This window comes from Roseixanthobacter pseudopolyaromaticivorans, from assembly GCF_043195145.2.
Taxonomy (GTDB): Bacteria; Pseudomonadota; Alphaproteobacteria; order Rhizobiales; family Xanthobacteraceae; genus NCEH01.
Genome location: NZ_CM195539.1, coordinates 1,163,752 through 1,174,452, shown reverse-complemented (window position 1 = coordinate 1,174,452; position 10,701 = coordinate 1,163,752). Strand labels below are relative to the sequence as shown.

Here is a 10,701-nt window from a genome sequence, read left to right as displayed (position 1 = left end):
GGCGTTATTCCGCCGCCGCCGGCAACGCGCCACGCCGCATGCGCGCGGGCCTCGGCGCTCCGACGCGCAGCCGCCGGTCAGCCAGCGAGAGCAGCCCGCCAAACGCCATCACGATGGCGCCGAGCCAGATCAGGGTCACGAATGGCTTCCAGGTTGCGCGCATGGAGAGGCTGCCGTCCGGGTGCTCCTCGCCGATGGAAACGTAGAGCTGGCTGAAGCCGAAGGTGCGGATGCCGGATTCGGTGGTCGCCATCTGCCGGGCGGCGAACTGACGCTTTGCGGCCTCCACGGTGCCCTGGGAAACGCCGCCGTTGCGGATTTCGAACACCGCGACGCGGGCGGAATAGTTCGGCCCGGCGCGATTGTCGACACGGGCCAAGGTGAGGTCCCGGCTGCCGATGGTCACGGTTTCACCCACCTTGACCGCGGCGATCTTCTCCAGGCTCCAGGCGCTCTCGCACACGATGCCGAGCAGGCAGACGCCGACGCCGAGATGGGCGATGGCGGTGCCGAAGGTGGAGCGCGGCAGGCCAGTGAGGCGGCGCACCGCAAGGCGCGCGGACACCCGCCCGATGCCGGCGCGCTCGGCAATGTCCGTCAGCGCCCCGGCGATGATGAACACGGCAAGGCCGATGGCCACCGGCGCGAGCACGGGCCCGCGCGTCTCGCTCGCCGCCGCCGTCACCACCGCCGCGACCACGGCAAAGCCGGCCGCCAGCATGAGCCGCTGGGCGACCCCGAGCAGGTCGCCCCGCTTCCAGGCCAGCAGCGGGCCGAACGGCATGGCGAACACCAGCGGCAGCATCAGCCCGCCGAACGTGAGGTTGAAGAAGGGCGGCCCCACCGTGATCTTGGCCCCGGTCAGCGCCTCGAGCGCGAGCGGATAGAGCGTGCCGACGAACACCGAGGCGGTGGCGGCGGTGAGGAAGAGGTTGTTGAACACCAGCGCGCCTTCGCGCGAGATCGGCGCGAACAGGCCGCCCTGGCGCAACTCCCCCGCCCGCAGCGCGAACAAGGCGAGGCTGCCGCCGATGAAGACCACCAGGATCGCGAGGATGAACACGCCGCGCAGCGGATCGGTGGCGAAGGCATGCACCGAGGTCAGCACGCCGGACCGCACCAGGAAGGTGCCGATGAGAGAGAGGGAAAAGGCGAGGATGGCGAGAAGGATGGTCCACACCTTCAGGGCGTCGCGCTTCTCCATCACCACGGCGGAGTGCAGCAGCGCGGTGGCGGCGAGCCACGGCATCAGGGAGGCGTTCTCCACCGGATCCCAGAACCACCAGCCGCCCCAGCCCAGCTCGTAATAGGCCCAGTAGGAGCCCATGGCGATGCCGAGGGTGAGGAAGATCCAGGCCGTGAGCGTCCAGGGCCGCACCCAGCGCGCCCAGGCGGCGTCGATGCGCCCCTCGATCAGGGCAGCGATGGCGAAGGCGAAGGCGATGGAGAGGCCGACATAGCCGAGATAGAGCAGCGGCGGATGGATCGCGAGGCCGGGATCCTGTAGCACGGGATTGAGATCGCGCCCCTCGCCCGGCGGCGAGAGCACCCGCAGGAAGGGGTTGGAGGTGAGAAGGATGAACAGCAGGAAGGCGGTGGCGATGGACGCCTGCACGGCCAGCACGTTCGCCTTCAGCCGGTCCGGAAGATTGTCGCCGAACAGCGCCACCAGAGCGCCGAACACGGCGAGCACCAGGGCCCACAGCAGCATGGAGCCCTCGTGATTGCCCCAGGTGCTGGTGATCTTGTAGACGAGCGGCATCTGCGAGTGGGAATTCTCCACCACATTGGCCACGGAGAAATCCGAGGTCACGTAGAGCGCGACGAGGCAGGCGAAGGCGCCGCCCACGAACACGAGCATGGCCAGGGCAACCGGCGCGGCAACGCCCATGAGCACCGGATCGCCCTTCGCCGCGCCCCAGGCGGGCACCACCATCTGCACCAGCGCCAAGGCGAGCGCGAGGATCAGGGCGTATTGGCCAAGCTCTGCGATCATTGCACGGCGCTCCGCGCGGGTGCTGGCGCGGGCGGCCCGCCGGGCTCGCCCTCCTTCCAGTGCCCCTGCTTCTTCAAGGCGTCGGCGACTTCGCGCGGCATATAGCGCTCGTCATGCTTGGCGAGCACGGTGTCGGCCTTGAAGGAACCGTCGGTCTGCACCACGCCCTCGGCCACCACACCCTGCCCCTCGCGGAACAGGTCCGGCAGGATGCCGGTATAGTTCACCAGCACGTGGGCATTGCCGTCGGTGACGGAGAAGCGCACCGCCGTGCCCTGCTTGTCCACGCTGCCCGCCTCCACGAGGCCCCCCAGGCGAAGCCGGGTGCCGGGCCCCACCTGGTGTTCGGCGATCTCGCTCGGCGAGCGGAAGAATACGATGGTGTCGTTGAGCGCGGTCAGGATCAGGCCCGCGGCGAGCGCCAGCACGGCCAAGGCGGACCCGATGAGGATGAGGCGGCGACCTTTACGCGTCACGGCGATCTGCTCCCGGAGCGCACGGCCTGAGGCGGCGGCTCCCGCATGTGTCGATTAAGATGGTGCGGAACGCGTGCATTCTCAATTGCCCGCCTCCGGCCCGATCTTCAATTCATCGGCAAGGGCGGCGAGGCGCGCCTGCGCAGGCGCATCGTCCGCAAACGCCGCGCGGGCGGAGGTGAGCGCCGCCGCCGCCTTGTCGCGCTCGCCCAGCACCATTCGGGCGCGGACGAGGCGCAGCCAGCCGTCGAGATCCTTCGGATCGGCGTCAAGGCGCTGCTGCAGCCGGTCCACCATGCCCTGGATCATCTGCGCGCGGCCCGCCGCGTCGAGCTGGGCCGCCGCTTGCACGTCCTGCGCCGTCGGGCCGGGCGGCACGCCGACGACCGGCGGCACCGGCGCCGTGTCCCGCCGCATCACCGAGCCGGAGGAGCCGGCCACCGAGGGTGGCGGCGGCACGGGTGCGCCGATCCGTTCGAGCGCCGTGCGCACCAGCCCCAGCCAGGGCGCATTCGGCGGAGAATCCTGCACCAACTTGGTCCAGATCGCTGCGGCTTCCGCCTTGCGGCCGTCCTGCTCGGCGGCAAGGCCGAGGAAATAGCGCGCACGGGGCGAGGTCGGGTCGAGTGCGAGCGCGGCCTGGAAGGTCGCGGCGGCATCCTTCGTCACGACGCCGTTGGCCTGCACCACCAGCGCCTCCCCCAGCGCCGCGCGGCGTTCCGAGGTGTCGCCGAGATATTGGATCGCCTGGGCATAGGCGCGCACCGCATCGTCCACGCGGCCGAGCCGCAGATAGACCGGTGCGAGGATCTCATAGCCCTGCCCGTCCCGGGGGTTGGCGGCGAGATGGTCCTCCACCTTGCGCACCAGGATGGCGACGTCGGTGCGGTCCGGCGGCGCGGCGAGGCGCGCGGCGAGCGGCGCACCGGGCAGGCCCGGCGTGCCGAGCAAGGCATAAAGGACCACGGCGGCCAGCGGCACGCCCACCAGAGCGAGGCACGCGGCCATCCGCCTGCGGGACCGGGCACGGACCGGATCCTGCGCCGGCTCGGGCGGGGCATCGGCTGCGGCGAGCATGCGGCGCGACACCTCGATGCGCGCGGCCTCGGCCTGCGCGGCGGGAAGCCGGCCGGACGCCTGGTCGCGCTCCAGCTCGTTCAATTGATCGCGATAAACGGCAAGGTCCGCCGCCGTCTCGTCTTTCAGCGGCCGGCGGCGGGCCAGCGGCCACAGCACCGCCATCACCGCCACGGCGGTCATCAGGGCGAAGGCTGCGAACAGGGAGGCTGGCATCATCGTGCCCAGGCGTTAGCGGAGTAACGCGACGCTGCAAAGGATGCTTTCCGTCGCGGCGGCGCCGCGCCGCAGGGCGCTGGCGCACGGCTTTGCGCGCGCGGCGGTCGCGGCGCCGGCGGGTATCTGGTAAGGGAAGGGCACTCAGCCTTCGTGCCCGCATGGGCCGCACACAGGGGAATACCATGGGACTGTTCGATTCGCTCGGGGCGCTCGGCCAAGGCGGCGGCCTGTTCGGCGGCCTGTTGAATTCCGTCCTCAGCGGCGGCCTGGGCCAGAATCTGCCCGCGATGCTCAACAGCGCGCTCGCCGGAACGCCTTACGGCAATCTCGACGGCCTTCTGGAGCAGCTCAAGTCCGCCGGCCTCGGTGAGCAGGTGACGTCCTGGCTGTCCAATGGCGAAAACCTGCCCATCAGCGCCACCGACCTGACCAATGCGTTGGACATGCCGGTGCTGGCGGAAGTGGCCGGCCGGCTCGGCCTGCCCGCAGACATGCTGCCCAATCTGATGGCCCAATATCTTCCCGGCCTGATCGACAAGCTGAGCCCGAACGGCGCGCTGGAAACCCCGCCGCCGGTCTGAGCTGAAGGCGCTACGGCGCAACGGAGGTCCAGCTGCCTTCGCGGGCGACGCAGGCAATGCCGCGCGCCGCCTGCGGTTTCCCCTGTACATAAATGGTATGAGAGTAATCGCGGCATTTGAGATAGCCCGGCCGCGAATAGGCCGGGCCGGCGATGACCGTGCCATAGGCGCCGCTCTCGCCGCGCCAGCCCACCGGCGATCCGGGGCCGCCATTGTCCAGCGCGTTCAATTCTGCGGCATAGGCGCGTGCACGGTCCTGCTCGTCGAGGCCGCGTCCCAGCGGCCCGCCAACGAGGCCGCCCGGCCCGCCCGTATCGGCCGCACCGGTATCCAGAGACGGCAAAGCGAGCGCATTGGCCGCTGGCCCACCCGTCCCGCCGCTGCTGGCGCAGGCAGAGAGCCATAGGGCGGCTCCCAGGACGGCACTCAGCCTGGCGACCGCCACCCCCATTCGCACGCCCATGAACGCCTCATTTCTCCGCCCAAGGCCCGGCGTTGCCGCAGCGGGACGGGCATGACGAACCCATGCCAAGGATTTAGGCGAATGGAAAACTTTGGCAAGCGCGGGCGGTGCCGCACCCAGGCGCCGCCATGCCATACGGATCGCACCTAGATGGCTGGCAGGATCAATTCCACCCGCAATCCGCCGATGGGCGCGGTGCCGAGGTCCAGCCGCCCCCCATAGAGCGCGGCCAATTCCTGCACGATGGAAAGCCCGAGGCCCGAGCCGGGCTTGCTTTCGTCGAGGCGCCGGCCGCGCCGCCCCACTTCGGCGCGCTTCGCCGGGCTGAGGCCCGGGCCGTCGTCATCGATGACGAAGCGCACATAGGCGCGATCGGCCGGCGAGCGGGGCAGCTCGGCGAACATCTCCACCTCCACCCGGCTCGCCGCCCATTTGCAGGCATTGTCCACCAGATTGCCGAGCATCTCTTCCAGATCCTGCCGCTCACCACGGAAGCGCAGGTCGTCCGTGATCCGCAGATCGATGGAGAGATCCCGATCGCGGTGGATCTTCTCCATGGTGCGCGCGAGCGAGACCAGGATCGGCCGCAGATCGCAGGCCGTGGTCGGAAGCGACACGCGCGCGGCCATGCGGGCGCGCTGGAGATGGTGGGAAATCTGGTCGCTCATGGTGCCGGCCTGATCGCGCACGCGCGCGGCCAGCGGATCGTCGCGGCCGCCGGCCTCGTTCATCAGCACCGAAAGCGGCGTCTTCAGCGCATGGGCGAGGTTGCCCACATGGGTGCGCGCGCGCTCGACGACCTCCTTGTTGGCGTCGATGAGGGCGTTCACCTCCCGCACCAGCGGCGCCACCTCCTCGGGATAGCTGCCCTCCAGCCGCTCGGTGGCGCCGGACCGCACCGCCGCCAGCGCCACCGAGAGCCGTCCCAGCGGCCGCAGGCCGAAGCGCACCTGGAACGCCACGATCAGGAGGAACGCCAGCCCGAGCACACCGAAGGTGCCGAACAGCGCCAGGTTGAAGCTGGAACTTTCCTCGTCGATCTCTGAGGCATCCCCCGCCACGGAGATGATGAAGCGCCCCTCTTCGCCAAGATCGAGCACCCGCTCCACCACCCGCAGGCGCTGCCCCTCGGGACCTGGCAGATAGCCTTCCTGAAGCCCCTCGCGCGCAGCGGAAAGGTCGGTGCCGCCGAGGGAGGGCAGCACGGTTTCCACCAGCGAGCGCGAGGTCAGCAGCCGCTGCCCCCCACGGTCCACCCGCGCCACCTGCCAATACCAGCCAGACAGCGGGAACAGGAACAAGGGGTCACCCAGCACCTGTGGCGGCGGAAGCTCGGTGCCGACCGAGGCCGGTCCGCCGGCGATCTCGGCGACGATGGTCTTGAGATAAATATCGAGCCGGCGGTCGAAGGCGCGCTCGGTGCTGCCGCGATAGAGCGAGGACAGCACGAAGCCGACGATCAGCAGCACCGCCGCCGTCACCACCACCGCGGACAGGAACAGGCGGAACGCGAGCGACCCGCTGGCGCGGTTCGGGCCCGTCGGATCAGTCAGGGTTTCCACCACCGGGGACGCTCCGCCTCATCGCGGCGCGTCCGGCGCCACGAGCAGATAGCCGAGGCCGCGCACGGTCTGGATGAGATCGCAGTCGATCTTCTTGCGCAGGCGGCCGACGAACACCTCGATGGTATTTGAATCCCGGTCGAAATCCTGGTCGTACAAATGCTCCACCAACTCCGCGCGCGACACGACGCGGCCGGTGTGGTGCATCAGATAGGACAGCAGGCGATATTCGTGGCTGGTGAGCTTTATGGCATTGCCTGCCACCGTCACCCGCCCGGAGCGCGTGTCGAGCCGCACCGTGCCGCACACCAATTCGCTCGTGGCGTGGCCCGTGGCCCGGCGCAGCAGCGCGCGGATGCGGGCGAGCACCTCTTCCATGTGAAACGGCTTGGCGACGTAATCGTCGGCGCCGGCATCGAAGCCCTGCACCTTGTCGCTCCAGCGGTCACGCGCCGTGAGGATCAGCACTGGCATGATGCGCTGGGCCCGGCGCCAGGCTTCCAGCACCGAAATACCGTCCAGCTTGGGCAGGCCGATATCCAGCACCACGGCGTCGTAGGGCTCGGTCTCTCCCAGATGCCGCCCCTCCTCCCCATCGAATGCGGTGTCCACCGCATAGCCGGCGTCGCCAAGGGCCGTCACCAATTGGCGATTGAGATCCGGATCATCCTCGACCACCAGCAGCCGCACGCCATTCCCCATTTTCCCGTGACGCCCCACCATGCCAGAGCGCGGCCGTGATGTCAGGCGCATCAATGTGGCCGAATCAATGCCAGCCACACAGGGCCATGCCCACCGCATTGTGCGCCTTCGCCTGCCGGATGGTGGCATCGGTATCCGCGCGCGACCAAGTGATGGGCGCGGCACTGGCGCAGAACACCTTAGTCTCGGCGCCACCCGTCGTCGTCGCGCAGCCGCCCAGAATCGCGGTCACGCCGCTCAGCATCAGCGCGCGTGTCGCGCGCCGTATCGATCGCCCGTTGCGCATCGCGTTCTCCCTTGGCTTCGCGATCGGTCCAACCCTGCTGGGCGCCCCTGCGCCCAGCGATGAAGACGAGCGCGGCGAGCCCCGCCGCGAGGGTCGCCCGGAGCCCCAGGAACCAGCCGGCCGCGAGTGCCCCCGCAAGACCGAGGAGCGCCAGCAGCCACCAGGGCACCTGATAGACCAGCCATTCCCCGAGCATGCTCATGGCCGCGCCCCCACGCCGGCGGTGGCGCCTGCCGCCTCGGTGAGGTCGAGAGCGCCCGCCTGCCGCGCCCGAGCGTGTTCCGCCCACCACACGGCGCCGATCCCGACACAGGTGAGCACGAGCCCGGCGAGGGTGAGGCCGGTGAACACCAGGGAGAGCGAGGGCGACCCGCTTGCCAGCGGCGCCACCTGCCGCGCTGCTTCCGCGAGCGCCGACGCCATCAGCCCGCCAGCCGCAGCGCCCGCACCGGCCTGTGGGCCGGGCAGCGGCGCGGCGCTCGACGCCGGCGCCTTGGCCGCCGCCAGCCCTGCATCCGGCGGCAGTACCGGAACCAGCCCTGCGTCGCCGGTGGCACCCTGCTGGACCCAGGCGCGGCCCGCCTGCCGCACGTCGGCCACGCGACGGCTCCAGCCGGCACCGAACACCTTGAACGTGGCGAGGCTCTTCAGCATGGCCATCCGGCGGTCGCAGATCGCGTCCACCAGGCCGGCACGATCGACGCAGGCGGCCGCCGCCGCGAGCGTCACCGCCCCCACCGCCCCGTCCGCCGCAACGCCAAGCGCGCGCTGGAGCCATTTCAGCGATTGGGCGGGGCCGGAATTCACCGCGCCGTCGAACACCACATAATCGATGCCGGGCGGCAATTCGTCGGCGCGCACCGCATCCCAATACTGGCGGCGGTAGATCTCCACGAGCTCGGCGCGCTCCAGCAGCCGCACCGAGCGGCGCGGGGCGCCCTTGGCGGTGCGATAGGCGTCATACACCCGCTGGATCACACCCTGCATCGTGGGGCCGCCGGGATCGGCGGGGTGATCGCTATAGCCGCCCTCATGGACGAGCACGCGCGCCAGGGCCGCGTCGAAGCTGGACGCTACCATGCACACCTCCTATAATTTTTCGTTAAGACCGGGGATTGATTGGCGCGGCACGACCATTTCGGTCACGGACACCGCTTCGCCAGTAATGGGGACGTCACTTGGAACACACGCTTGGCCGCATGTTTTTGATTTTCACGCTTATGTTCGTGAGCTTTTCTTTTTATCTTGAAGTCAACTCTGTCGGACTGGTCTATAGCTACCTGTCGCGCGAAAATGAGTTGGATTGTTATTATTTTACTGGTACGTCGGTCTATAAAACCACCCAGTACAATGGCAATCCTTATTGCAGCGTCTGGCAGGACGTGTACTGAGCCGCTAGTCCGCAAGCGTCGAATCGGCCCCGCCCCATTCCTGCTGCAAGACGATTCGCGCCGCGCAGGCGGCAAGCTGCGGCCGGCGCACGGCGTGGGCGGGATCGTCGAGCACGCAAACCGGCAGCACCCATGTGACGCCATCGGCAAGCGGCACTGGCGCCAGCGCGGCGCCGGGCGCGGTCGGGCCCCGCACCTCCTCCGCCTGATCCGCGCTGAGCTGGAGATAGATGTCACTCATGATGCGGCTCCCACGGCCATGAGGTAGATCCGCAGCGCGGAATGCAGCGCGAGGTGTTCGCCCCCGCTCAGGGAAGCACCGGCGAATACCACCGCGATCTGGCCCGGATAATAGGTGCCCACGTTGCGCCCCACCCACAGCTCCGTCGGCATGGCGGAGGAGGCTGCGGCGCTCGCCGCGATGGACATGCCGTTTCGATAGAGCTGGATGGCGTTGGCGGCGCTGCGGTTGCCCGCCGTCAACCCGATGGAGGTCGTAACCCCGGTCGCCACCAGCGAGCTGGTGGTGTGCACTCGGCAATAGGCCGTATCCGCGTCGGATCGCGACACAACGGGGACGAGGGATACCGTCGCGCCGATGGTGGAGTTGGCGCTGGTGGTGGCGCTGGCGACCCAGACACCATAGGCCGCGCTGTTCAGCGCCACTTTGCTAAAATCGAACGATGGATTGGCGTTCGTGTCGAGATAACTCGTTGTGCCGTTGCCGGTGAATCCGCGATCGGTCGTGAACAGGGGCGAGTTGACCGCGCTGAGGTCGAAACGGCTCAGCGTCTGCACCTGCGCGGCCGTCCCGGTGCTGGTGGGGATATAGGCGCCCGGCACGTCCATCTGCACGAGCTGGGGCATGCCGATGCGCAACACCACGTCATAGGATACGGGCGTCGTCGCTGCGTTTGGCGTGCTGAACCGCAGCACGATGTTGCTGCCCGTGGACGCGACGGTCGCGACGCGGGTGTTGCTATATTGGGCGAGCGCCCCCGGGGTGAAGTTGGCTCCCCCACTCTCCCCGTTCAGCCGCAGCGTCACGGCGGAGAGGCCGGAGACCCAGGTGCCGGATACCAGCTCCACGCTCGCGCTGGACGTCCAGCGCTGGCCGACCTCCACGTTGGTGTCGGATCGCAGGCTGATCGTGATGGGGTTGACCACCACCGACGTGCCGTAGAGTCTCAGCCTGAGGTACCGCCGGCCATTGACGATATCGACGCCCTGGATCTCGTAATTGCTGCCGCTGCCCGCCGCGAAGCCGGCGAGCGACAGGCCCGCCGGAACAGCCCCGGCGGCCGCCCCTGCGAACTCGCTGTTCACCAGCGTGTTGGTCACCGGGCCGCTCCAGGGCACGAGGTTCAGCCGGGCCGCCTGCGCGTCGTGGGCGGCGAGCAGGTAGAGAGCATCGAGCTTGGTCCAGATGCCGGCGGCGAGCAGGCTCTTCACCAGCGTATCGATCTGGGTCCGCCGGCCCGCCGCAGGCTGGACGCTCATGCGTGCCAGCAGGCTCGTGGTCTCCGGCGCGAGGGGCTGGCCGCGCTGGCGATAGAGCGCGGCGCTCGGAAGGGAAAGGCCGAGGCGCATCAGCGGTCCGCCAGGGCGTAGAGGGTGACGCCCGCCGTGGTGCCGGTGCTCCACACGCGGCGGATCTGAACCGGGGGCAACGGCTGGAGGCCGCTCAGCGCGCGGACGTCCACGGTGTCGGTATCGCTCGCCGCGCCGACCGGCGTGACGCGCACGCTGGCGACGCCTCCCGCCACGTCGGGCGGCACATAAAGCCACAGGCTCTTGGCGTAGGGATCGAGGTCGAGGGTATCGGACGGCACCAGCACGCGCACCAGCCGGGCCGGCGAGGAGGCGGAGGCGGCAAGGCCGCGCACGGGATCGCGGGTGGGATCATAAGCCATGGTCGGGATCTTTCCATTTGAGGGAGCGCGGTCGG

General features: G+C 69.3%; 13 protein-coding genes. 2 read left to right on the top strand and 11 right to left on the bottom strand.

What is annotated here, in order from left to right; genetic code table 11:
• Positions 1 to 4 precede the first annotated feature (4 nt).
• The 3 genes from V5F68_RS05755 to ccmI all read right to left on the bottom strand — a co-directional run bounded on the left by V5F68_RS05755 (position 5) and on the right by ccmI (position 3,768).
• Positions 5 to 1,996 (bottom strand): heme lyase CcmF/NrfE family subunit, encoded by a 1,992-nt coding sequence (locus V5F68_RS05755; RefSeq protein WP_394013677.1) that lies wholly within the window; start codon positions 1,994 to 1,996, stop codon positions 5 to 7.
• Positions 1,993 to 2,472: a cytochrome c maturation protein CcmE gene (gene ccmE / locus V5F68_RS05750; protein WP_394013676.1), complete on the bottom strand. Its 480-nt coding sequence runs from the start codon at positions 2,470 to 2,472 to the stop codon at positions 1,993 to 1,995. The genes V5F68_RS05755 and ccmE overlap by 4 nt, the downstream gene beginning before the upstream one ends.
• Positions 2,473 to 2,553: 81 nt before the next feature.
• Entirely contained in the window at positions 2,554 to 3,768 is a 1,215-nt protein-coding gene (gene ccmI, locus V5F68_RS05745) for a c-type cytochrome biogenesis protein CcmI (protein WP_394100477.1), read from the bottom strand.
• A gap of 182 nt (positions 3,769 to 3,950) precedes the next feature.
• Between ccmI and V5F68_RS05740 the strand changes: the two genes are divergently transcribed.
• A complete protein-coding gene (locus V5F68_RS05740; protein WP_509274669.1) occupies positions 3,951 to 4,349 on the top strand; it encodes a YidB family protein in 399 nt (132 codons plus the stop codon).
• 10 nt (positions 4,350 to 4,359) lie between these two features.
• Here the strand turns inward: V5F68_RS05740 and V5F68_RS05735 are convergent, their stop codons facing one another.
• From V5F68_RS05735 to V5F68_RS05715, 5 genes are all read right to left on the bottom strand, one after another.
• A complete protein-coding gene (locus tag V5F68_RS05735; protein ID WP_394013673.1) occupies positions 4,360 to 4,812 on the bottom strand; it encodes a hypothetical protein in 453 nt (150 codons plus the stop codon).
• Between the two features lie 146 nt (positions 4,813 to 4,958).
• Positions 4,959 to 6,374, bottom strand: coding sequence for a sensor histidine kinase (locus V5F68_RS05730; protein WP_394013672.1), 1,416 nt, complete (start codon positions 6,372 to 6,374; stop codon positions 4,959 to 4,961).
• Positions 6,375 to 6,392: 18 nt separating this feature from the next.
• On the bottom strand, positions 6,393 to 7,064 hold the full coding sequence (locus V5F68_RS05725; RefSeq protein ID WP_394013990.1) for a response regulator transcription factor: 672 nt from the start codon (positions 7,062 to 7,064) through the stop codon (positions 6,393 to 6,395).
• A gap of 191 nt (positions 7,065 to 7,255) precedes the next feature.
• Positions 7,256 to 7,564 (bottom strand): hypothetical protein, encoded by a 309-nt coding sequence (locus V5F68_RS05720; RefSeq protein WP_394013671.1) that lies wholly within the window; start codon positions 7,562 to 7,564, stop codon positions 7,256 to 7,258.
• Positions 7,561 to 8,442: a glycosyl hydrolase 108 family protein gene (locus tag V5F68_RS05715; protein ID WP_394013670.1), complete on the bottom strand. Its 882-nt coding sequence runs from the start codon at positions 8,440 to 8,442 to the stop codon at positions 7,561 to 7,563. Before V5F68_RS05715 ends, V5F68_RS05720 begins: the two co-directional genes overlap by 4 nt.
• Positions 8,443 to 8,540: 98 nt before the next feature.
• Here V5F68_RS05715 and V5F68_RS05710 point away from each other — a divergent pair, with 98 nt between their 5' ends.
• Positions 8,541 to 8,753, top strand: coding sequence for a hypothetical protein (locus V5F68_RS05710; RefSeq protein WP_394013669.1), 213 nt, complete (start codon positions 8,541 to 8,543; stop codon positions 8,751 to 8,753).
• 4 nt (positions 8,754 to 8,757) lie between these two features.
• Here the strand turns inward: V5F68_RS05710 and V5F68_RS05705 are convergent, their stop codons facing one another.
• The 3 genes from V5F68_RS05705 to V5F68_RS05695 are packed head-to-tail and all read right to left on the bottom strand — an operon-like array spanning position 8,758 to position 10,666.
• Positions 8,758 to 8,994: a hypothetical protein gene (locus V5F68_RS05705; RefSeq protein WP_394013668.1), complete on the bottom strand. Its 237-nt coding sequence runs from the start codon at positions 8,992 to 8,994 to the stop codon at positions 8,758 to 8,760.
• Entirely contained in the window at positions 8,991 to 10,343 is a 1,353-nt protein-coding gene (locus tag V5F68_RS05700) for a hypothetical protein (protein ID WP_394013667.1), read from the bottom strand. Before V5F68_RS05700 ends, V5F68_RS05705 begins: the two co-directional genes overlap by 4 nt.
• Positions 10,343 to 10,666: a spike base protein, RCAP_Rcc01079 family gene (locus V5F68_RS05695; protein ID WP_394013666.1), complete on the bottom strand. Its 324-nt coding sequence runs from the start codon at positions 10,664 to 10,666 to the stop codon at positions 10,343 to 10,345. The genes V5F68_RS05700 and V5F68_RS05695 overlap by 1 nt, the downstream gene beginning before the upstream one ends.
• Positions 10,667 to 10,701: the final 35 nt, after the last annotated feature.

What these genes read in the sequence shown, in the direction of transcription:
- V5F68_RS05700 (WP_394013667.1), bottom strand. Translation starts at nt 10,343, where the DNA reads ATGCGCCTCGGCCTTTCCCTTCCGAGCGCCGCGCTCTATCGCCAGCGC.
- V5F68_RS05755 (WP_394013677.1), bottom strand. Translation starts at nt 1,996, where the DNA reads ATGATCGCAGAGCTTGGCCAATACGCCCTGATCCTCGCGCTCGCCTTG.
- V5F68_RS05715 (WP_394013670.1), bottom strand. Translation starts at nt 8,442, where the DNA reads ATGGTAGCGTCCAGCTTCGACGCGGCCCTGGCGCGCGTGCTCGTCCAT.
- V5F68_RS05720 (WP_394013671.1), bottom strand. Translation starts at nt 7,564, where the DNA reads ATGAGCATGCTCGGGGAATGGCTGGTCTATCAGGTGCCCTGGTGGCTG.
- V5F68_RS05705 (WP_394013668.1), bottom strand. Translation starts at nt 8,994, where the DNA reads ATGAGTGACATCTATCTCCAGCTCAGCGCGGATCAGGCGGAGGAGGTG.
- V5F68_RS05695 (WP_394013666.1), bottom strand. Translation starts at nt 10,666, where the DNA reads ATGGCTTATGATCCCACCCGCGATCCCGTGCGCGGCCTTGCCGCCTCC.
- V5F68_RS05740 (WP_509274669.1), top strand. Translation starts at nt 3,951, where the DNA reads ATGGGACTGTTCGATTCGCTCGGGGCGCTCGGCCAAGGCGGCGGCCTG.
- V5F68_RS05735 (WP_394013673.1), bottom strand. Translation starts at nt 4,812, where the DNA reads ATGGGCGTGCGAATGGGGGTGGCGGTCGCCAGGCTGAGTGCCGTCCTG.
- ccmI (WP_394100477.1), bottom strand. Translation starts at nt 3,768, where the DNA reads ATGATGCCAGCCTCCCTGTTCGCAGCCTTCGCCCTGATGACCGCCGTG.